This window comes from Collinsella sp. AM34-10, assembly GCF_003469185.1.
Taxonomy (GTDB): Bacteria; Actinomycetota; Coriobacteriia; order Coriobacteriales; family Coriobacteriaceae; genus Collinsella.
In genome coordinates this window covers 220,679-243,600 of the sequence record NZ_QSIL01000001.1, presented here as the reverse complement: position 1 = coordinate 243,600, position 22,922 = coordinate 220,679, and the positions used below count along the sequence as shown (strand labels likewise).

The following is a 22,922-nucleotide window of genomic DNA, read 5'->3' as shown; positions in this document are numbered from 1 at the left end:
AACTTCACGCGCCAAAAGCTGAAATGCAACTTTAGCGTGTTCAAGTGAAAAATAAAGACCGCAGCAGGCGAACGGCGCAACGTCATTCGGCGAAGGGAATGTCAAGCGTAAACTGACTTTAGAGGATGAATTTTTGCTATCCAAGCGAGTCATCGAACACGTTTTGAAACTTTGCTGCGGGGCGCGGGATGTCGGCGCGAGACTTTATCATAGGGTGACAAACAACGATGAGGAGCACATGCCTATGACAGACGAGCTGGACCCCCAGACTCAACAGCATATTGATGATTCAGCAGACGTCGCCGCAGATACTGACGCTGCGACCTGCAATGATACCGACGTCGACGACGCCACTCTAGATAACGGCGCTGCGACGGAAATCCCTACGGCCGAAGATGCCGGCGAGCAAAACGACGATTCGGCCGCTCAGGACGACGCCCCCGAAAAGGACGCCGCCCCGCAAGCAGAAGGCCCTATCGAGGTGTCTTCGGAAGAAGAGCTCGATGCCGTCATGGACTCCATGATGGATGCCGTCAAAGCGATGAAAAACGCCGTGGCCGACGCCGATATTGACGCCGAAGAAGAGGAGGCCGCCGAGGCCGCCTCGACCTTCGTGCCCGGCGAGACCCCCGTTGCCGACCAAGGCAGCACCCTGCCCTCGTTCCTGCAGCTTGAGCACCCCACCATTGGTGCCGATGCAGTCGACCCGCACGCTGCCGGCTTTTCCGTAGTCGAGGGCGGCACCGGCAGCATCGCCACGCCGCAGACGCCCGATGCGGGCACGGCGAACGCCGCTCACCCGACCGCCCTGCACACCCCAGCAGCCAGCCGCGATCTGGGAGGCGCCGTCTCAAACACCGCCAGCGCCGTGGGCGCCTTTATCGCCCAGGGTGCCTCGGCCATGCGCGAGATGAACGCCGCAAAGAAGGCACTCGCGGACGCCCGTGCCCACCTGGCCGAACTTGAGCAGCGCATCGCCGATCAAGGCGAGGAGCTCAAGACACGCCAGGACATCGCAGGCCGCTACGACCAAATCGTCGCCGAGCAGCGCCAGACTATCGACACGGCACAAAAGGCCGCCGCGGCGGCAGAAATCGGCCGCGATACCCATGCTGCCAAGGCAACAGAGCTCAAGGCGCAGCTCGAGCAAATAAAAGAAGAGGACGATGCCACCGAGCGGCGTCTCAAAGCCGCACTCGATGCCGTGGAGGCGCGCGAAGCCAGCTCGCGCGAGACCGGTAACCGCCTCGTTCGCCGCCTCGAGGATTCCAAGCGCATCCGCGACAAGGTGCAGGCCGAGCGCGACGCCGGCGTTGCCGCAGCGCAGCAAACCGTCGATGCCACGCGCGCTCAACTCGAAACGCTGCGCCGCGAGTATGCCGAGCTGCAGCGCAATCCTTCGGCGAATCCCGCCAATTACACGGTGCGCACCAGCGAGCTTTCGATGCAGATCTCCGACACGGCCGATGCCCTGCGCAAAGCCGAGGAAGATGTCCCGCACATCACCGCCGATCTTGAGCACTCACTCGCGGCCGCCGAGCACGCCGTCGAGCAGGCACAAGCCCCCATCGCTGACGCCAGGCGTGCCCATCAGGCCGTGACGGCCGAGGCCGATGCCGCGCGCGACGAGCTGCAGACCGCAAAAGCCGCCGCCGCAACGCGCCAACGCGAACTGCGCGAGAAGATCGCCGTCGAGGACAAGGCGCGTCGAGAGCAGGAGCAGGCTATTGCCAATGCCCAGGCGGATGTAGCGCATGCGCAGTCGATCATCGAGCAGGCGACCGAGGTGCACGACCATCCCGAGATTACCGAATCGCTCGCAGGCTCCTTGGCCCGCGATAAGGCCGAGCACGCCGAAACCGAGCGCGAAGTGGCTCAACTCGAAGCCGCCGAGGACGACGTGCGCGAGCGTACCCGCGACTCACGCATCAAATTCACCGGAGCCATCGTCTGCATCATCGCCGTAATCCTCGTGATCGTCCTGATCGGGCTCTTCGCGAGCAAGTAAACTAGCTGCCAAAAAACACTCAAGGCAGTTGCGGTGAGATAGTTCCTGTTTAGCCATCAAAAAGGCCAATTCAAGAACTATCTCACCGCAACTTATTAGATTGATGCAAGGCAACCTATCCCTCTTGTACCAATCTCTTGACATAAGGAACGTCCCCAGGTGCCGGCACAAAAGGAACGTCCCCAAGTGCCACATTGACAGCCAAGGCAACGCCGGTGTTTTGGCACCGACAGCGAAAACCCACCAGAGCGAGCAAGGTGCCTTGAAACAAGGCGGCATTGACCTTCTGGTCATGCCGCCGAAGTTGAAAGGCAGATTGCCGCTCTGGCGGGTTTGCAGCGTCAACCGGTTACGCGGTTTGGTAAAACCGCGTAACTACAAAGGTCATGCCCGACGATTGAACGTCAGATTGCCGCTTAGGGGCGTTTGCAGCGTCGAGCAGTTACGCGGTTCGTAGAACCGCGTAACTAACAAATAAGCATGGCGTCGCCAAAGCTGAAGAAGCGGTAGCGCTCCTCGATGGCGGCGGCGTAGGCATCCATGATCTGGTCGCGGGTGGCAAGTGCGCTCACGAGCATCATGAGCGTGGAGCGCGGCACGTGGAAGTTAGTGATCAGTGCGTCGACCACGTGATAGGTCGAGCCGGGCATGAGGTAGAGCTGCGTCGTCGCGTTCTCGCGCACCACGATATCGCCGCGGCCGAGCGTGTCAGCGCCGTCCTCGCGGCCCTCAAAATAGCGCGCCGTCACAGCCGGATCGGACACCGGCGCCTCCGCATCGAACGCACTCTCGAGCGAACGCACTGCGGTGGTGCCGACGGCGATTACGCGGTGCCCCTCGGCCTTCGCCTTATGCACGGCGTCGACAACTTCCTGCGACACGTGGTAGCGCTCGGTGTGCATGACGTGCTGCGTAGGGTCGTCCTCCTCAACCAAGCGGAAGGTGTCGATGCCCACCTCGAGCTCAACGGCGGCAAACTTCGCACCCTTGGCCTCGATAGCGGCCATGAGCTCGGGGGTAAAGTGTAGGCCCGCCGTGGGAGCGGCAGCCGAGTGCTCCTCCTTCATGGCGTAAACGGTCTGGTACTTCTCGGGATCTCCCTCGTAATCGGTAATGTAGGGCGGCAGCGGCACGTGGCCGGCAGCATGGATGGCCTCGTCGAGCGTGCGCGGGTCGCCGGCGGCATTGCACCCGGCCGGCTCAAAGCGCACCAGGCGGCCACCGCGGCTATCGGTGACAAAGTCGACAACCTCGGCTGTCAGCACCACGGGAGCCCCCTCGGGCGCATGGGCGCCACCGGCGCGATACTCAATCTGAGCACCGGGCTTCAGACGCTTGCCCGGCTTGACCAGGCACTCCCAAACGTGACCCAGCGGGTCAACATCTTCGCGGCGCTTGAGCAGCAGCGTCTCGACCACGCCACCCGAGCCGGCTTTGCGACCGATCAGGCGGGCCGGCATCACGCGCGTCTTGTTGATGACGAGCACATCGCCTGGCTCGATATAGTCGATGATATCGCGGAAGATACGGTGCTCAACGCTACCGCCGTGCTCCAGCGGCGTTCCCGCCTGGGAGCCCATGCGATCCACCACCAGCAGGCGGCAGGAGTCGCGCGGCTCGGCAGGAGCCTGGGCGATCAGTTCCTCGGGAAGGTTGTAGTCAAAATCATCGGTACGCATAGACACGTCGGATACTCCTTATATAGCTAAAGTCCGCTCTACATCCTAGCAGGCTGTCAGCCCAAAAGAACTACTTTTTGGACGCTTTGCGCTCGTCGCGGATGCGGGCGCGGTCCATGGCCGCCTCGACGGCCGAGAATCGGCAGCCGCAATAATTCTGCCGATACATGCCCAGCTCGCGCGAACGACGCGTGGCCTCGGGATAATACGGGCGAAAATCGCGAATTACCGGAGTTAGACCGCGGGCGGCAGCCAGACGCTCCAACACATCATTGCAGGTTTCGAACAACTGATACGGCGAGACGGCGAGCGTCGTGCCCACAAACTCAAACCCACGCTCCTGAGCCACACGGCATGCCTCGGCCAGGCGCAAGGCATAGCACGCGCGACAGCGACGGGGTCGATCGGCGCCCAGCGGGGCCACGCCGACCTCCCAGCGCTCGCGGTCCTCCCCCGCCTCGATGAGCTCGATGTCGCCATCGGCACACCACCGGCGCAGCTCGTCCAAACGCCGCCGCCATTCATCACGCGGTTGAATATTGGGGTTTGTCCAGCAGATTGTGGGTTCAAACCCTTCCTCGCGCAGCAGGCGAACCGGCTCCAGCGAGCACGGCGCGCAGCAAGCATGCAGCAGCAACGGCTTCATGGACATCTCCTCTCCCACAATGATTTTTTAATCCTCGTCCCAGAAAAATCATCCCAAAAGACTACCTTGCGAAAAAGCGGACGCCAAAGGACGTGTCCTCGCAGGCGACAATGCGGCGGTCGCGCAAAATGGTCCGCACGTAATACCAGTCGCCCACACAGCCCGACAAATGCAAGCCGGCAGCCAGGTAGCACAGCAGCGGATAGCCCGAGAACGCAAACCCCAGGGCAAACGCCGCCGTCACAACAACCGTCGGCGCCAGGCAAACCGCCACGTACCGCCGGCGCGAATACACGACACCCTCGGCGCAGGCATAGATCATCGCCGTCTCGCGATTCGCCCCAAAGGTCACCTGCGCGCCCGCAGGCGCCAGCAGCTTAAAAAACACACCGTGCACCAGCTCGTGCACGGCAAATGACGCCGCCGAAACCGCAGCCAAGCCGACCAGCCAGCCCAAAACGGCCATCCAACCGCCCGCGTCAGCCGCATCCAAGTCCGCGGGCCCACCCAGCAGCATAAACACCGGCACCAGGCACACGGCAAATGCGCCAAGCACTGCCATCCCCCACACAAAGCAGGCGTGCAGAAAATCCTCGTCCTCAAACGCATGTATGTTGGAAATCTCATTCATAGCATCTTAGGATAGCGCCCCTGCCACGTACCCGTCCGCATGTGCGATAATGTCGAACGATATGCACGAATTAACCACCGCGTCGCCAGGCCTTGCGCCCGGCCGCGCTCTCACCATATGCGAAGGAGTCCCATGGCATCCAAATACTCCATGAACGACCGTCCCAGCTGGCCTCGCCGCGCCATCGTTACCGCCGGCGAACCCTACGGCAACAAGGGCCTTCACTTTGGCCACGTCGGTGGCGTCTTTGTCCCGGCCGACTTCTTCGCCCGTTTCCTGCGCGACCGTCTGGGCCGCGAGAACGTCATCTTCACCTCGGGCACCGACTGCTACGGCTCGCCCATCATGGAGAGCTACCGCAAGCTCAAGGAGAACGAAGGCTACGACAAGTCCATCGGCGAGTATGTCGAGTCCAATCACTCCCGCCAGGCCGCGACCCTCAACAACTACAACATCAGCTGCGATATCTACGGCGGCTCGGGCCTTGAGCCGGCTGCGCAGATTCACAACGAGGTTACCGCCGAGATTATCGAGCGCCTGCACGAGCAGGGCACCATCTCCAAGCGCTCCACGCTGCAGTTCTACGATGCCAAGGCCGGCACGTTCCTCAACGGCCGCCAGGTGATCGGCCACTGCCCCATCCAGGGCTGCAAGTCCGAGAAGGCGTACGCCGACGAGTGCGACCTGGGTCACCAGTTTGAGCCCGAGGAGCTCATCGCGCCCAAGAGTCAGCTCACCGGCGAGGTGCCCGAGCTGCGCCCGGTCGACAACCTCTACTTCGACCTGCCGGCCTACCTCGACTTTATGAAGACCTACACCGCCAAGCTCGCCCAAAACCCGCAGGTTCGCTCCGTGGTCTCCAAGACCATGGAAGAGTGGCTCCTGCCGGCGCAGCTCTACATCCAGAACAAGTTCCGCGAGGCCTTCGACGCCGTCGAGGACCAGCTGCCCGAGCACACCGTGCTGGAGCCCGAGGGCAACAAGAGCAGCTTTACCGTCACCTTCCCCAGCTGGAAGGAGCGCGACGACGCCCACGCGGTGCTCGCCAACGGCGGCGTGCGCTTCCGCAGCGGCAAGGCGCTCGTGCCCTTCCGCATCACCGGTAACATCGACTGGGGCGTTCCGGTGCCCGAGGTCGACGGCGTGAACGACGTCACCTGCTGGTGCTGGCCCGAGAGCCTGTGGGCGCCCATCAGCTATACGCGCACCGTGCTCGCACGCGATGCCAAGGCCGCCGGCGTAACTGAGGGTGTCGCCGCCCAGGATGCCGCCCTCATGGGCGAGCCCTCCGCCGATTCCACGCAGGTCCCCGCGCCCACCTATCAGCACAGCTCACTCGACTGGCGCGACTGGTGGTGCTCGGACGACGCGCAGATCTACCAGTTCATCGGCCAGGACAACATCTACTTCTACTGCATCGCGCAGACCGCCATGTGGGAGGCCCTGGGTTGGAACCTCACGCAGAGCACCGTCAGCGCCTGTTACCACCTGCTCTACATGGGCAAAAAGGCCAGCTCGTCCTCGCAGACGCCTCCCCCGCCGGCAGACGACTTGCTCAACCACTACACCTGCGAGCAGATGCGCGCGCATTGGCTGTCGCTCGGTCTGTCCGAGAAGCCGGTGAGCTTTAGCCCCAAGGCATATGACACGCGCGTGACCGGCAAGGACAAGGACGGCAACGAGGTGCGCGCCTGCGACGACAAGCGCGTCATCGATCCTGCCCTTAAGGAGAGCGCTCTTTTGACCGGCGTGTTCAACCGCCTGGCCCGCAGCTGCTTCTACGGCGTCGCCGTCAAGGAGGGCGACGAGAGCCCGTACCGCAACGGTTGCATCCCCGCCGGTGCCGCCTCTGCCGCCGTGGTCGAGGCTGCCGAGCAGGCCGCCCTTGCCTTTGAGCAGGCCATGTACAAGTTCGAGACGCACCGTGCGCTCGCCGTGTGCGACGACTACCTGCGCGCCGCCAACAAGCGCTGGAGCGACGCCTCCAAGGCCGCCAACAAGCTCGAGGGCGAACCAGCCAACGCCGCCATGAAGCAGGCCCTGGTCGACGCCTTTACCGAGCTGCGCGTGGCGACCGTCCTGATGCACGGCATCGTCCCGGCCGGCTGCGAGCTCATCTGCGAGTACTTCGACGTCGACCCGGTCGCCTTCTTTAGCTGGGACAACATCTTTGCCTCCACGGACGAGTTTATGGAGAGCCTGGGCGAGAAGCCCGGCGAGCACCGCGTAAAGCCACTACCCCCGCGCTTCGACTTCTTTAGCAAGCACGAGAGCCAGTACTAAAGCGCGCCAGCAGCAACGTACCCGGAAAGTAGTCAAATTGGGACGGGAAGGAAAGACGGATGTCCAAGCCGCGTCGTCGTAAGCAGAAAAAGCAGGTTAAGCCCGAGCTCAAGCTTAGGCAGTTTGCCGCTACCGAGCTTTCCGACCGGCTTGCCGCCCTTCCCTGCGCCGCCGAGCTACCGCGCTTTATGGTCGACACGGTTGCCGGCGCTTATACGCCTGCCGATGCCGAGCTCATGATCGAGGGCTTTGGCGCCGCAGCCACGCGCCCGGTCACGCTGCGCGCCAACACGCTCAAGGCGACCGCCGAGGACATCGCCGCGGCACTCGACGCCGCCGGGATCGCCCACCGCTCCGTCGCATGGTACCCGGACGCTTTCATCCTGCCCGAAGCCCAGGTTTCCGACCTGTGGGACCTCGACATCTACCGTGACGGCAAGATCTACCTGCAGAGCCTGTCGTCCATGATGCCGCCTTTGGTGCTGGGCGCACGTGCCGGCGAGGACATCCTGGACATGTGCGCGGCCCCCGGCGGCAAGACGACGCAGATCGCCGCCCTCACCCAGGGCCAGGCTCATCTCACAGCCTGTGAGATGAGCATTCCCCGTGCCGAAAAGCTCGAGGCCAACCTGGGCCGCCAGGGCGCCAAAAACGTGCCCGTCATGCGTATTGACGCACGCAAGCTTGACGAGTTCTTCCGCTTTGACCGTATCCTGCTCGACGCCCCCTGCACCGGTACGGGTACCGTCATCAGCGGCAACGAAAAGAGCCTGCGCGGCCTCACCGAACAGTTGCTCGTCAAGTGCGCCCGCTCGCAGCGCGCGCTTCTGGATCGTGCCATGGGGGCTCTCAATCCGGGCGGCACGCTCGTCTATTCGACGTGTTCGATCTTGCCGCAGGAAAACGAGGATGCCCTGCAAGAGGCCCTCGACAAGCACATGGACTGCGAGCTCATCCCCCTCGACGGCACGCCGAGCGAAAGCGAAGCGCGTCGCGCACAGGATACCGGCGACAAGCCGCGTATCGAATGCAACGCCCTTACCGAAGCCATTGCCGAAGGCCACGTCTCGGCCATTGCCAACGGCATGCCCGGCACGCTGACCATTCCGCCCAGCCGCGACTTTGAGGGCTTCTACATCGCCCTGGTCCGAAAACGCAGCTAGCGCACGGATTCAAAACTCAACAAGCTATCGCCGTGCGCGCCTGTCCTGCTGGTCACGGTGCTGCTTAAGTGCCTCGCGTTCCTTGCGCTCGGCCTTTTTACCCTTAATGGCCGTGACCACAAAGTAGATGACCGCGGCGGCAACGATTGCGCCCACGCATAGGCCAATCGAGCCCAACATTGCCGAGAATTCCATACCGCGTCACCTCTCTTTTGTATACGGGACATTCAAGATAGCACCTCGATTCCCGCCACCACAGCTCCTTCACGTTCGCTGGCCCTTCAGTCTAACGGATGGCGCGGCGGGGAAAAATCAACTCGTCAAACGATTTAGCAATCGTAGCGCCGGTCGTACACTGCCGACCGCACAACATAGAAACGGACCGCTATGGATTCTCTCAACGACCTAAACGAGCGCGTCGACGCCTTTGTCGGCACCAGCTCCTTCGACACGCCGGTCACGGCAAACGACCAAGCCCCCATCGATGTTCCCGCCGAGGTTCACGAGGACGTCGTCGCCTCGGTCGACTTCTCCGAGGTAGAGCTTGCAGACGAATTTACCGAGCCCCAGGTGGCCGTAACCCCCAACGGCCTTTTGCCCATGGAGCCGCTGCCCATCGACGGGCGTCTGCGCAAGGCGGCTCTCCGCATGCCCGATGAGATCGAGGAAGCCAGCGGCTTTACGCTCTTCGGTCGTCGCATCAAATCGCTCATCTACACCACAGACGTGGCGGTCATCCGCAACTCCAATGCCGACGCCGTGTTTGCCGTCTACCCCTTCACACCGCAGCCCGCCATTACGCAGGCGCTGCTGACCGTTGCCGAGTGCCCGGTCTTTGTGGGCGTTGGCGGCGGCACCACCACCGGTAAGCGCTCCGTGCAGATGGCGGCCGTCTCCGAGATGCAGGGCGCGGCAGGCTGCGTGGTCAACTCCCCCGCTACCGCCGAGATGGTCGAACACATTACCAACATCGCCGACATCCCCGTCATCGCCACGGTCGTACGTTGCGACGATGATGCGCATGCCAAGGTGCGCGCCGGAGCCAAGATCCTCAACATCGCGGCCGGCAAAAACACGCCCCAGGTCCTGCGCGAGTTGCGCGAGCACTATCCCAACCTGCCGCTCATCGCACCGGGCGGCAAGACGCCCGAGAGCATCCGTGAAACCATCGCCGCCGGCGCCAACGCCATCATCTGGACGCCACCTTCGGCACAGCAGCTGCAGACCGACATGATGCAGCGCTATCGCAAGATGAAGGAAGACGCCACGCCTGTCATCTCGCACGACGATGTGCCCATTATCGACCAGGTCGCCGCCGCCGAAGTCAGCCAGGTCGAGAACATGAATCCCGACGTGCCAATCCCCGACGAAGTCATCGAACGCGTCGCTTCGATCCACGATCACATCGAGGAGCGTCGCGCCAACCGCGGACTCAAGCCCTCGCTGCACGGCTTCTTCTTCCGCGGAAAGAAACACTAGCCGCAACAGCAAGGCCCGCCCCGCAAACAACGGGACGGGCCTTTTTCTGTTATCGAATGTCAGGAAGAGCAAGCGCAGCCGTTAAAACCGTCAGCCAGCCCACGAACGTTAGTCCACGCGCTTGTCGCCCATAAAGAAGACGGCCACCGTACCAGGGCCGGTATGCGAGCCAATCAGAGCACCGATGCTATTGATCTCAATCTTGCCTTTGAGCTGCGGAACCTGTTCCTCTATCAGTGCCGCAACGGCCTCGGCGTCCTCGCGGCACGCCGAGTGCGACATGATGCACTTGCCCGAATAGTTCGCGCCGTCCTGCAGATGCGCCATCACGGTCTTGGCCATCTCGGAGATCGCGCGCTTCTTGGTGCGAATCTTCTCACGCGGCGCCAGCTCACCTTCGCAATCGACCGTCATGAGCGGGCAAATCTTGAGCGCCGTGCCGATGATCGCGCTCGCAGCCGAAATACGACCGCCGCGCAGGTAGCTCGACAAATCGGTCGAGAAGAACCAGTGGTGCAGGTTGAGTTTATGCTCCTCGATCCAGGCAGCCGTCTCGTCGAGCGAAGCGCCGCTATCGCGAACGTCGGCGGCACACTCCACCAGCAGGCCAAAGCCCGAAGACGCCGCCAGCGAATCGATGACGCGCACCTTGCCGCCCTGGGGATAGCGATCCGCGAGCATCTGCGCCGCAACGCAGGCCGATCCATACGTGCCCGAAATACCCGACGACAACGCCAGGTGCAGGACGTCTTTACCCTCGGCAACGAACGGCTCCCAAAACTCCTCGTACTCACCCACGCTCACCTGAGACGTCTTGGGCATGGCGCCCGCGGCAATCTGGGCAAAAAACTCGTCCGGCGTAATCGCCTGATACAGATCGTCCGTATAGACAACATCGTCGATCTCGTAATGAAAACACACGACAGGGATATTGCGCGATTCAAAGAACTCACGGGTTCGATCGGCGGCGGATTCACAGGTCAGGACAAAATCACTCATATGAGGCTCCTTACTCATTGCTGCGCAAATTATTGCACAGCAAGCGTGAATACGGTACAAATGTCCACTATTTACCAAATTGAACCAAAGGTAGTGAACATCTTTACCGTCATCATCTCTATCGATCCCGGAGGCATGCGTCTGCAAAAAAACGACCCTACGTCTCCATTCAACCGCCATATCCACCTCAACTAAATCGATTTACCAAACCGTTCGGCCAACAATTCGACCTCCCGTCCCCAATCGAAACAAAAGCAGCGCATACTGATAAACGTTTGACGCTGTTTATCAGTTTTACCAACCACATCGGAAGGTGCTTCATGGTCGCATTCGATCGCAATCCGCAAGACTTCAAGTATCTGCGCCTGCTGTCGAGACAGTTCCCCACCGAGCAATCCGCATTCACCGAGATCATCAACCTCTCGGCCATCCTCAACCTGCCCAAGGGCACCGAGCATTTTATGAGCGATGTGCATGGCGAGTACGAAGCCTTTATGCACATCCTCAACAACTGCTCGGGCGTCGTGCGCGAGCATGTCGATGAGATCTTTGGCGACACGCTCTCCTTTGACGAAAAGGGCGAACTGTGCACGCTCATCTACTACCCGCGCGAGAAGATCGACCTGGTCCGCAGCCAGCGCGAGGACTCACCCACCTGGTACAAGACGATGCTTGACCAGCTCATCATGGTCGCCCGCTCGCTTTCGAGCCGCTACACCCGCTCCAAGGTGCGTAAGGCCATCCCACGCGATTACGCCTACATCATCGACGAGCTGCTGCACACGCATCCGGACGAGAACAACTATCGCGTGCGCTATCACGAGCGCATCGTGGAGTCCATTCTGGAGACCGCCAGCGCCGACGACTTTATCGAGTCGCTTGCCTCGCTCATCAAGCGCCTGGCCGTCGACCACCTGCACCTGGTGGGCGACATCTTCGACCGCGGCGGCGGCGCGGCCAAGATTATGGACCGCCTGCTCACCTACCATTCGCTCGACATCCAGTGGGGCAACCACGACCTGCTGTGGATGGGCGCCGCTGCCGGCGAGCCCGCCTGCATCGCCACGGTGTTGCGCAACAACCTACGCTACGACAACTACGAGATCCTGGAGAACGACTACGGCATCTCGCTGCGTGAGCTTGTCGCCTTTGCCGATGCCACCTACACCGCCGGCGAGTGCATCAGCCCGCTGATCAAAGCCATCAACGTGCTGCTCTTTAAGCTCGAGGGCCAGATTATCCAGCGCCATCCCGAGTTCGACATGACCGACCGTCTGTTACTCGACAAGATCGATCACGACACCGGCACGGTCACGCTCGCCGACGGCAGCGCGTGGCCGCTCACGACCAACGACTTCCCCACCGTCGATCCGGCGGACCCCTATACGCTCACGCCCCAGGAGCAACACATCATCGACAAGCTCGTGTCCGAGTTTGTCACCGCCGATCACCTGCATCGCCATATCGATTTCCTCTATTCCCACGGCTCGATGTATAAGGTCGCCAACGGCAACCTGCTGTTCCATGGCTGCGTGCCGCTCAACGAAGACGGCACCTTTAGCAGCATGAACTGCCTGGGCACCTGGCACGCTGGCCGCGATTATCTCGATTTTTGCGACCACATCGCCCGCCGTGCCTGGCGCGTGGGCGACCGCGACGCCCTCGACTGGATGTGGTACCTGTGGATTGGCTTTAACTCACCCGCCAGCGGACGCCTGGTGCGTACCTTTGAGCGCGCCTATATCGCCGATAAGAGCACGTGGGTCGAGCCGATGGACCCGTACTTTACACTTACCAAGTCGCCCTCGGTCTGCGACGACATCATGCGCGAGTTTGGCGTCGCTCCCATGGCATGTTCACCGACCGGTCACATCATCAACGGCCACACGCCCGTTAAAACCACCAAGGGCGAGCAGCCCATCCGCGCCAACGGTAAGCTGCTGGTCATCGACGGCGGTTTCTGTCGCGCCTACCACCCCAAAACGGGCATCGCCGGCTATACGCTCATCTCGAGCTCGCGCGGCTGCCGTCTCAAGTCGCACCGGGCCTTTACGACGGTTGCCGAGGCACTCACACGCAACGTGGACATCGAAAGCGAGACCAACCGCTTTGACGAGGCCGACCGTCGCCGCATGGTGAGCGACACCGATTCCGGAGCCAAGATCCGCAGCCAGATCCAAGACCTGCGCCAGCTGCTCGATGCATATAGAAACGGTGCTATCGAGGAGCGCGCCTAGCCCCGCCTTCGGGGATTGGCTAAACTTGCTGAGTTTGTCATCCCCACGGCGCTGCGGCGCCACCTTAAGGCAGGTTCCATGCAAAAGCTCCTCGCGCAGATCATGAAGTTTGGCGTCGTCGGCGTCATTGCCACCGTCATCGACTTTGGCATCATGAATCTGCTCCACTACGGTCTGGGCCTCAATATCCTGATCGCCAACACCAGCGGCTTTATCGTCTCGCTCGTCTTCAACTACGTCGCGAGCATGAAGTACGTGTTTGCACACAAGGAGGGCATGAGCCGCCGCCGCGAGTTCATCATCTTTGTCGTGTTGTCCGTTATTGGCTTGGCGCTCAACGACGGCATCGTGCTGGCCCTCAACGCCGGCCTGGGGCTCGAGGCCAATATCGCCAAGATTTGTGCCACCGCGCTTGTTATGGTCTACAACTTTGTGACCCGAAAGATTTTCCTGGAGGGCGACGAGACCAAGTAGCTCGGCTTTCCCGCACAGCTACGGGGACCCACGGATGACGCGCGTCGAGCGCTGTGTTGTTCGTGAGCCTTGCTCGTTTACGGGAAGATTTGCAACGTTTGCGGATTACCTCTTGAATATTTGGCGAGTTCGTATAGTTCTTGCCAAAGACCTTACGTTTCCCATGCAAAAGCTCTAAAGTATCTCGTTGCTCGATTCATCAACGCATTGGATGTGATTACGTGCGCAAGGCACTGGCACAACCTCATACCAAGCAGTTCCTCAAGTTCGCTGTCGTGGGTCTCATCTCCTTTGGCATCGACTGGGGCATGCTCATTGCGCTCGTCGAGCTGTTCCACCTCGACTTTTTGATGAGCACCACGATCTCGTTTACCACGTCTGTCGTGGTCAACTACTGGCTCAGCATGAAGTACGTGTTCGACCATCGCGAGGGCATGAGCCGCAAGCGCGAGTTCACGATCTTCACCATCTTGTCGGTGATCGGTTTGGGCCTCAACGACCTGTACATGTTTGTGGGCGTCACGTTTTTGAGCATCGGCTACCAGGCCATGAAGGCCATCGCAACGTTCCTGGTCACCTGGTACAACTACTTTAGCCGTCGCTTCTTCCTCGAGGGCGCACGTTCGTAGACGGCCCGACATTTGCTTGAAGGTATAACCGGTTGGAATTCTCGTTCCAACCGGTTTTTTGTTTGCAGAGCCTGCCGAGGAAGGCGCACAAGGCGAGAAACTGCATCCCGTTCGCATAAAGACGGGCGGCTCGGATGTTTGTCCGAACCGCCCGTTTGACGTGTTATGTCGAGGCATTTAGCCCGTTACGTAATACCAGACGACACTGTCGCCGTTGGATAGGACGTAGTTGCTGCACGCCGTGTTGGGCGCCACACCGTTAACGGAATACATCCAGCCACTCGTACCGCCGTGTTCCTTCTCGGCCAAACCGCCAATGGCGGCGACATACGTGCCGTACGACGAGCCATGTGCATTCACGGAAAGGCCCAGGGCGCACAGGGCATCGTAGGCAGTTGCGCCCTCATTAAAGGTGAAGGTGCCACCAGAAGACACGGGATTGCCCACAGCGCTCGATGTGACCGCAACCGTCACCGTGACGTAACCAGGCTGCTGCGAGCCGCCCTGATTGCCCGCAGAGGCGTTGCCACCGTTGGATGCAGACCCACCGCCAGACACCGAGCCGCCGCCCGAAGAAGAGCCGTCAGAAGAACTCGATCCACCGGCGGATTCGGAGCCCTGTCCAGCAGACGCGTTGTTGGACGTCTTGCCGCCCTTGTCTTCGGACTTCTTCTCCTTCGAATCCTTTTTGGAGTCCTTATCCGAAGATTCGGAATCGTCCTTGGATTCCGATTCATCCGACTCCTTGGATTCAGAGTCCACGGCACCAGAAGACGAGGAACCCGCCTCTGTCTTGTGAGAGGCAGCAGAGCCAGAGTCGGCAACGCTCTTCCCCGCCACGGCCCGAGTGATCCAATCGATGGACCAAGCACCGCTGGAAGAAGGTTGGACAAAGCCTAGCGACACAACGATCAAAACGGTGCAGGCGGCTGTCAGAACGCCAACAAGTGCCTTGCGCCGAGGGGCGGACGCCGCCGAAGCGGCGCCCTTTTGCTTTACATCGTCAAGCTGGATGAACGACGAGTCGGGCTGCTTGGACTCGGCGTCCTGAGGCTTACTGGACACAGCCCTCACCTACCGGCGCTTGGTGAACACGAACACGCCGATGACGGCGAGACCGATCACGCCAGCCGCCACGCCAGCGATGGCGAGCGGATTGAAGCCAGACTGCTGCGAGGGAGCCGCAGCGGACTTCTTGGCAGTGGTCGCTGCAGACGAGCCCGTGTCGGACTTGCCGGACTTGTCATCCTTCTTGCCGGACTTCTTGTCCTTCTTGCCGGACTTATCGGATTTCTTCTTGGAATCCTTATCGTCCTTGGTCTCGGTCGTAGTCGTGGTAGACGACACCGGCTTCTTACCCGGAGCAACAGCACCGCCAGCCTGCTGGCCGTTTGTGCCGTTACAGGAGCCAGAACCAGCACCGGCATTACCCGAACCGCCGTTGCCGCCAGCGGAGCCAGAGCCACCGTTACCACCAGGGTTAACAGCATTCTTGATCCACTTGGCATACAGCGTCATATCAGCCGTCACCGCAACGCTAAAGTCATATGCCTCCGTACAGGCCTCGTCGGTATACCAACCAGCGAAGGTGTAGCCTTCGCGCGTCGGATCGGCAGGCTTGGCGATAGAGCCGTTGGCGGCCGTAGTCTGAAAATCGACCTTGGACCCCTCGCCAGCGCTAAACGAAACCTTAACGCCAGCATTCAGCTTAAACAGCGTGCCAGAGTCGTTAATGTAGTACAAGTTGCCCTGGGCATCACAAGCGATTGGCGAGTCACAGAAGTTGTAGTGGCCCGTTGCGCTAAACACACCAGAAGCCTCAGCGTCACCCAACTTGTAACGATATACGCCACCGCCTGAGGTGTAGTTAACGAAATCAGGGCTCTCGCCGTAGTTAACCGTGAAGTAGACATACGCGTCTTCGCCCTGGACACTTACGAGCGGAGCGCCCTTGATGCCGCCAGCAGGAAGCGCAGTGCCATCAGCAGACGAAACCAGCGTCTTGGCAAAGTTGTTGGCCGGATCAATAATCGCCAGCGCAGAGCCGCCAGCAACCTCGCCGCCAACAATCAGCTTGCCATCATACGTCGTCGTAGGCACGCATGCACATCCCGTAAGGCCAAGATCGACCACACGCTCCTCGGTAATAAGCGAAGCGGCATCCGCATCGCGTGAGTCGCCATCAGAAATCGCCAAGACGTGCAGCTTGCCGTCGCGCGAGATTAGATAGGCATGGCTGTCGTCAGCCGAAAGCACACAGGTGGAGTTGACAACAGCACCAACCGAAACCTTTCCGAGCACATCGCCCGAAGACTTGCTGAGCATCTCGACGGTACCGGCACTGGTGGGAACCAAGACAAAGTCATCGCCCACCGTCGCGCCCGTCCAGTAATAACCCTCGTCGGCATTGACATGCTGCCAAGAAACAGCGCCGGTCAGGATGTTAATACGCGTCAGATGACCGTTATTGTACGTACCCTTTCCATAGTCGACATCAACGGTGCCGACATAGAGGTAATTGCCATCAATTGTCAGCTGAGAATTCGACTGAGCAGTCTCGCTCACGGAGTCGGTGACCCAAACCGTTGTGAGCGCGTCAGCCGTCAGAGCCTGGACCGCACCGCCGTCAAGCGGAACAATAACCAAACCGTTCGCATAAATCGGGCGCGAGGTGTAACCGACCGCAGTCTTAAGATTCGACTCGGCAAGGACCTTGCCCGACTTGGCGTCAATCTTTAGCAAACGCTTGTTGACGGCAAGATACACGTTGCCGTTCACGACAATAGGTTCACTCGCGTTGGGATACGCCGAACCAGAATACGCCTTCCAGTCGAACGTCCAAGAGCTCGCTAGCGCACCCGTAGGCGTCGAAACGTTCTCGACCGCCGCATTGGACTTGCCGTCCCAATCGGACTTCCAATCGGTCGGACGCGGGGCGCTCGGATTGACTACGACCTCGTCGGGATTAGGCACCGTATCGCCGGCAGCATAAGCCCAGACGATCTTGTCACGCGACTTGAGCACGTAGTCACTATCGAGCTGAGAACCGGGAACACCGTTAACAAAGTACGACCAAGCGCCGGCCAACTTAGTGCCGTCAAGCGGAGAGACAAGGCTGTGAACGCCCCAGAAGCCCAGCTGATCGTACATCTCGGACTTGATGCCCAAGGCATCAAAGTAGGCGGCAGTGGCGTCCTTGATCGTCGTGCCCCCAACAAACACCTGCTTCGAAGGATCGGTCCAGCGCTGTGCCTTATCGTCCTTCTTGCCGATGATCTCCATCGAGACAGAAACCTGACCGGGCATGGTGCCATCGGAACCATAGACCCAGGCAATCTCATCGCCGGCCTTGAGCGTGTAGTTGCCGGCGCCGACATTGGCCATCTTGCCGTTGACAAAGAACTGCCAGTATTTCCAGGTACTCTCGTTAACCTGCTCGGTCGAAAGCGTCACGTTCTTTTCGAACGGCGAGGTCAACGAATTGAGGAACCAACCGTACGAGCCCGTGCCAGTGTCGGCGCCAATACCGACCTGCTTAAAGACCTGCTCGGAAAGATCGGCGGCAGTTGCGCCCTCTTCCACCAGCGAGGTCGTAGGTTGCGCCCACGTCTGCTGAGCACCTGAAGCGTCCTGACCGACAACGGTACAGCTTACCGAAAGCTGGTCGGTGGGCGCAGCGTCACCGTACTTCGAGTAACACCAGACGACAGAGTCGCCCGCCTCGAGCTTGTAGTTGCCAGCACCCACCGACGCAGCGACGCCGTTGATGAATAGTTGCCAATAGGCACCCGTAGCAGTGTCGTATGCAAGGGTGCGATCGGCATCGAAAGGCGACGTAATGGAATTGAGCACCCAACCCCAAGAGCCGTTGGGGTCGTAGTCGGCCTTGAGGCCAGCCTGCTTAAAGAGCTCCTCGGAAAGATCGGCGGCAGTCGAGCCGTTCTTGAGCGTGTACTGCGAAGCGGCAGCCCACGTCTGCTGCTTGCCCTTGGCGTCGACGCCAATAACCGAGCACGTCGCTGTGACCTCGGGGCTGTTTTGACCACTCGTGCCCACGACCGTCAACGTTGCCGAGACATCCTGGTTGGCAAGCTTGGCATACGTGGCATTGTCGGGATAGCGCTCAGCATAGCGAGCGTACTTCTCACTCGTCAGGCGCGAGGAAACGACAACCTTCGTGTTGTACTGCGGCTGCGTGACCTTGAGATTCTCTGCGGAGACAATAGAGCTGTTGCTCGACTTAAACAGACGCCAATCCTGCCCGGACATCGCATCATAGCCAGGCAGATCCTCCGGAACAATACCAAGGGACGTCGAATCGGTCGTCGTCTTGTTGTAGCTCCAGGCAAGGTTGCCGTCGGCATCGAGATACGCCTTCTGGAACGCGTGCATGTCCGCCGAAACGGCATTGGCGTCCTGGCCATTCAGAATGGCGGCAGCATAGCCGGCCTTCGCCTTTTCCATAAGAGAAAGCTCGGCATCGAGCTCGCCCTGGTCCTGCGGAGAAATCGCAAAGTCGAGGGTCTTGCTTGCCGTGACCTCGGCGTTGGACTTATCGGTCACCGTAAGGGTGATCTTGGTCTTCGCTGCCTCTTTGCCAGGCAGTGGCTGATAGACCGTGCCCTTGTAGCCGTTGAACGTGATGTCATCGGTGCTGGCGGAGTACTCGACCTTGTAGTACTTGCCGTCGATATTAAGCGTGCTCGTGCGCGGCATCTGCAGATCGGCGGTCAGGCCATCCTTGTTAGCGACCGCGTCGGTGCCGGAGTACTTGATATTGTCGTAGGTAAAGGCCGCATCGACCTTCTCCTGCAGCGCCTTCTTGTCGGCGGCGACCTTCTCGGGATCACCCTTGACCGTCACGGTGAAGTCGTGCGCGCCCTTAACGTCAGACGGGCCACCGCTCACAAACGAAACGGTCGCGGTCAGCGTTACGGTGCGATCGCTCGAAAAGCGCGTCACCTTGCCGGTGTAGTCGTCCCAGCCATAACCGGACGGCCAAATGACATCGCCGTCGGAGCTCTTCCATTCAACCTCGAACTTGCTCTTGGAGCCTGCGCGGTACGGAAGCGTGAGATTCGACGTGACGGACTCGGCCGAATCGCCCGAAGCGTAGCCTATGGCAATTTGCTCGGCAGCATCGTCGAGCATCTGCTGAACGCGGGCTTCGTCCCAAGCAACCTGCACTGTCTTGCTGGGCTGATAGTATTCGGTTTCGTCGCCACGCGACAGCTCAAACACGACCTCGGCGCTACGCAGACCGTCGATGTTGTAACCGGTGTAGTCGTTGGGGTCAATGAAGAAGAAGGTCACATCGCCGTTGGTCTTATCCTGAGCGTCGGAGATACCGACCGTGGCTTTGTCATCCTCTGCATTAAAGGCAACGCCGCCCTCGGAGACCTTGACGTCAATATCGGTAAATCCCAAATCGGCAAGCTGCGCCTTCAGCGCGTCATTGACGTTGCCGCCCTTAGCGCTGTAATCAACGGCGATCTGTTTATTGGCATCGTTGAGCTTTTGGACTGCGGCCTCAAGAGAGCCTGCGGCGATCACGGGATTGGCAGAGACAAGCTCGACCGTCGAGCTGCCGCTCGTGGCGACAGCCTTCAGATACTTGCCCGCGGCAGAAGCCGAAACCGTTGCCGTGGCGCCCGACATGTCGGGCAGAAGTGTCCAGTCGGCCGCAGAGGCCTTCGCGTCGTCAGCCGCGTACCAGACAACAGTCGCTTGATCGGTGACGTCGATACCGTTGGTGGTCGAGCCGTCAGCGCGCTTAGCCTGCGCCGTCGCCTTCACGCTATCGCCCGAGACGAGATGGATCGAATCGCTATTGATCTGCGGCGTAGTGGTCACGCGCAGCAGGTTATACTCCCCCGCCGCGGTAACGCTATCGGAAGAAACCCACTCAACCGTGTTATCGAGAGCGCTCGCCGTAACTTTAATGCGCTTGCCAACAAGCGCGTCCGAAATGGTCAGGCTGCCATCGGTCGTATCGATGCCGTCGGTGAGCTCGGTCCAATCGGCATCGCCCTCGCCCTTGGCGTACCACGCCATGGTCAACTCGGCATCGTCGGGCACGTCCTTCGTCGAGCCCGACCAGCTGCCCGGAACCTGCACGCTCGGCGTGATCTTTGAGCCCACACTCAGCGTAACGTTCTTATCGGCAAGTTTGATGCCCGCCAGCTTGTACTGACCCTTGAGCGTCACGGGGCCGAGCGGGACAACGGACTGCGTACCGTACGAGCTCTTCTTCTGCGTGCTGAAAACGGTATTTTCGCTCGTCACATTCACGCGCAGGTACTTGCCGGCATAGACGGCGTCAACGGTATAGGTAGCCTTGGTAGCACCGGGGATATCGGTGTAAGCGGAGTCGTAGCTCGAGCTGGTATTTGCATACTGCCACTGATAGGTCACATTGTCGGTACGTTCGATATAACTGTAGTTCGAGCCGTCCTTTTTGCGTACCTTGGTCTTGAGCGTATCGCCCACGTGCACGCCATTGGTGGCGGGAGAGCCCTCAAACTGTACGTCGTAAAGCTCAACTTGGCCAGCGACGGACACAGGACCCGCCGCATAGTACGGCTTCTGCTCGCCATAGCCGCCATTGGCCTTAGCCACGACGTAGTAGCCCTTAAGGGCGGCGGTCGCCGTCAAGGTGCTGCCGGTCTCGCCCTCGATAGGCGTGTTGCACGAGCTCGCGTATCTCGAGGTGCCCTTATACCACTGCCACGTGACATGCGAATCGGTGGTAACGTCGGTGGAACCCACCTTGGCGGTCGCCGTAATCGTGGAGCCAACCTCGACTTTGCCCGAAGTCGGGCTCATAGTCACGCTCGTGACATTAATTGAACCGGCGGCAGCAACGAGAGCACCCGTCGAGTTGGTCAAGCTCGAAGAGCCGATCTTCGAAGACACCTTGCACTTGAGGTACTTGCCGCCCAAAGCGTCGGTAAGCTCGAGGGTCTCACCCGTGGCGCCCGCAATGTCGGTATACGTGCCACTCTTGGTGTCAGAGCACTGCCACTGATAGTTGAGCTTGCTCGCGTCGACGAATGCGCCGTACGCGCCGCCCTTCTCCTTGGCGCGGGCCTTAGCGGTATCCCCCACCGCAAAGACACTCGTGTTGTCCTTGGTGTTGATGATGGACACGGCCGAAATCTCGACCACACCGGCCTGTTTGACCTTGCTGGAAGTGGTCTTGCTCACCGTGTTGACGCCGGCAGTGGCCTCGACCTTAATGTACTTGCCCTCGAGGTCATCGGTTACCGTGAGGGAAGCGCCCGTCGCGCCCTCGATCTTGGTGAAGCCCGAGGACTGCGAGGTGGATGCGGACCACGTGTAGGTAACCTTGGCGTCGGAGCCCGCGGGGCTCGACCAATCCTTGTACGGAGTCGCCGTAAGGGTATCGCCTATGCTCGGCGTGTCGCTACTGAGCTTGACGCTGCTAAGCTCCATCTGCCCGGCGCCCAACACGGGACCGGGGATGAAGTTGGCATTGATGCCCGAGCCATCAGAGACGGACGGACCGTAGTAGTCCTTACCGTCCGCGGTCACCTTGCAGATGAAGTATTTGCCTTCCATCGCGGCGGTGACGGTGAGCGACTGCTCGTGGCCTACGACCTCGGTGTAGTCGGCGACATTGCTGCTGGCCCTGGTCGTGCCGGCGAGCCAGGTGTAAGTCCAGGTGCCAGGATTGGAGACGGAATAAGCCGAACTGTAGTAGTCGTCCTCATCCTTATCGTACATATTGGCCCAGAGCGTATCACCCGCATTGAGCGCGCCGGACTTCGTGGAATACGAGTAGTTCTCATCCTTGGTGTCCTGGATGCAGACCCTGGCCACGCTGGAAAGCGTCGTGGCAGAAGCGGCAGCGGCCTTCGGCTCGCCCTGCTCCGAAGCGACAGCAGGCATCGCGGTGGAACTGCCGGAATCAGCCGCATCACCTGCGGCGTCATCGCCCTTCGCGGCGCCCGAAGTCGTACCCTGACCGGCAGCAGCGTCACTGGTACCCGTGCCGTCCTCCACGGCAGCATCGTTCGCACCGGTATCGGCGGCAGCAGTGCCCTCATAGGCCGCCGCGCCCTCGCCGCCCGTTGCGGCCTGAGCCACGGCCTCGGCAATGCCCTCGGCGCCCTCGGCCCAAAGTTGCGCCGGCGTGGTGCCAAAAGCCATGGCAAAAGCCAGGAACGCCACCAGACCGCGCTTGGCTACGCCACGGGCAATCGCTCCATGACGACGCCACGAGGCGCGCTGGCACTCGTCCTCAAACATATCCATTTGTCTCCTACTGTCTGCACTGGGAGCATTGCCCAGCGGCTGCCCCACATCATCGCGCATATTGCGCTTGAGTACCCCCATCGGGGTCCCCCTTCCCTCCAGAGCCCAACGCGTACCGGCGGCATGCGCCGCGCCCGCGTGCAAGATGGGAGGCGATCCGACTTAACCTTACCGACCCGGGCGCGCCGTCCGATCTGCGACGTGACCATCCCGGGCCAAGAGGAATTACGGTTACTGGTACAGCCGGGGACTTGCACCCCGATTCTCCCAAACGCGCAGGAAAACCGCGCATTCGTGCGTCTCCGCACCACCATCTAGGCCATCGATTATTACTGTCAGTATGGTATCACGCAAAAGGGCCCCACACACAGGCGAAGCCCAAGGTAAAAGCTATGGTTTGCGATAGAAAAGGGTGGG

14 protein-coding genes are annotated in these 22,922 nt (G+C 60.5%); 7 read left to right on the top strand and 7 right to left on the bottom strand.

Annotated features, from left to right (window positions below):
• Positions 1-244: 244 nt before the first annotated feature.
• Positions 245-2,008 (top strand): hypothetical protein, encoded by a 1,764-nt coding sequence (locus DW823_RS01010; RefSeq protein ID WP_118079589.1) that lies wholly within the window; start codon positions 245-247, stop codon positions 2,006-2,008.
• A 467-nt stretch (positions 2,009-2,475) separates the two neighbouring features.
• On the opposite strand, the gene queA is transcribed toward DW823_RS01010, so the two are convergent.
• The 3 genes from queA to DW823_RS00995 all read right to left on the bottom strand — a co-directional run bounded on the left by queA (position 2,476) and on the right by DW823_RS00995 (position 4,964).
• A complete protein-coding gene (gene queA / locus DW823_RS01005) occupies positions 2,476-3,687 on the bottom strand; it encodes a tRNA preQ1(34) S-adenosylmethionine ribosyltransferase-isomerase QueA (protein WP_118079926.1) in 1,212 nt (403 codons plus the stop codon).
• A 70-nt stretch (positions 3,688-3,757) separates the two neighbouring features.
• On the bottom strand, positions 3,758-4,333 hold the full coding sequence (locus DW823_RS01000) for an epoxyqueuosine reductase QueH (protein ID WP_118079587.1): 576 nt from the start codon (positions 4,331-4,333) through the stop codon (positions 3,758-3,760).
• 61 nt (positions 4,334-4,394) lie between these two features.
• Complete coding sequence (locus DW823_RS00995) at positions 4,395-4,964, bottom strand: DUF3267 domain-containing protein (RefSeq protein WP_118079585.1); 570 nt, start codon at positions 4,962-4,964, stop codon at positions 4,395-4,397.
• A 132-nt stretch (positions 4,965-5,096) separates the two neighbouring features.
• Between DW823_RS00995 and DW823_RS00990 the strand changes: the two genes are divergently transcribed.
• On the top strand, positions 5,097-7,247 hold the full coding sequence (locus DW823_RS00990) for a class I tRNA ligase family protein (protein ID WP_118079583.1): 2,151 nt from the start codon (positions 5,097-5,099) through the stop codon (positions 7,245-7,247).
• Positions 7,248-7,306: 59 nt separating this feature from the next.
• Entirely contained in the window at positions 7,307-8,410 is a 1,104-nt protein-coding gene (locus tag DW823_RS00985; RefSeq protein ID WP_118079581.1) for an RsmB/NOP family class I SAM-dependent RNA methyltransferase, read from the top strand.
• 24 nt (positions 8,411-8,434) lie between these two features.
• On the opposite strand, the gene DW823_RS09755 is transcribed toward DW823_RS00985, so the two are convergent.
• On the bottom strand, positions 8,435-8,605 hold the full coding sequence (locus DW823_RS09755) for a hypothetical protein (RefSeq protein ID WP_158567235.1): 171 nt from the start codon (positions 8,603-8,605) through the stop codon (positions 8,435-8,437).
• Positions 8,606-8,797: 192 nt separating this feature from the next.
• Between DW823_RS09755 and DW823_RS00980 the strand changes: the two genes are divergently transcribed.
• Entirely contained in the window at positions 8,798-9,889 is a 1,092-nt protein-coding gene (locus DW823_RS00980) for a hypothetical protein (protein ID WP_118079579.1), read from the top strand.
• Between the two features lie 108 nt (positions 9,890-9,997).
• On the opposite strand, the gene DW823_RS00975 is transcribed toward DW823_RS00980, so the two are convergent.
• Positions 9,998-10,888, bottom strand: coding sequence for a DegV family protein (locus tag DW823_RS00975; RefSeq protein WP_118079577.1), 891 nt, complete (start codon positions 10,886-10,888; stop codon positions 9,998-10,000).
• A gap of 320 nt (positions 10,889-11,208) precedes the next feature.
• Here DW823_RS00975 and DW823_RS00970 point away from each other — a divergent pair, with 320 nt between their 5' ends.
• The 3 genes from DW823_RS00970 to DW823_RS00960 all read left to right on the top strand — a co-directional run bounded on the left by DW823_RS00970 (position 11,209) and on the right by DW823_RS00960 (position 14,228).
• Positions 11,209-13,125 (top strand): fructose-1,6-bisphosphatase, encoded by a 1,917-nt coding sequence (locus tag DW823_RS00970; RefSeq protein WP_118079575.1) that lies wholly within the window; start codon positions 11,209-11,211, stop codon positions 13,123-13,125.
• A 78-nt stretch (positions 13,126-13,203) separates the two neighbouring features.
• Positions 13,204-13,599, top strand: coding sequence for a GtrA family protein (locus DW823_RS00965; protein WP_118079573.1), 396 nt, complete (start codon positions 13,204-13,206; stop codon positions 13,597-13,599).
• Between the two features lie 221 nt (positions 13,600-13,820).
• Positions 13,821-14,228 carry a GtrA family protein gene (locus DW823_RS00960; RefSeq protein ID WP_118079571.1) on the top strand — a complete coding sequence of 136 codons (408 nt, stop codon included), beginning with the start codon at positions 13,821-13,823 and terminating at the stop codon, positions 14,226-14,228.
• 177 nt (positions 14,229-14,405) lie between these two features.
• On the opposite strand, the gene DW823_RS00955 is transcribed toward DW823_RS00960, so the two are convergent.
• Both DW823_RS00955 and DW823_RS00950 read right to left on the bottom strand, forming a co-directional pair.
• On the bottom strand, positions 14,406-15,293 hold the full coding sequence (locus tag DW823_RS00955) for a DUF4430 domain-containing protein (protein ID WP_233542944.1): 888 nt from the start codon (positions 15,291-15,293) through the stop codon (positions 14,406-14,408).
• Positions 15,294-15,302: 9 nt separating this feature from the next.
• Positions 15,303-22,586, bottom strand: a complete 7,284-nt coding sequence (locus tag DW823_RS00950) for a DUF4430 domain-containing protein (RefSeq protein ID WP_118079569.1) — start codon at positions 22,584-22,586, stop codon at positions 15,303-15,305.
• Positions 22,587-22,922 lie beyond the last annotated feature (336 nt).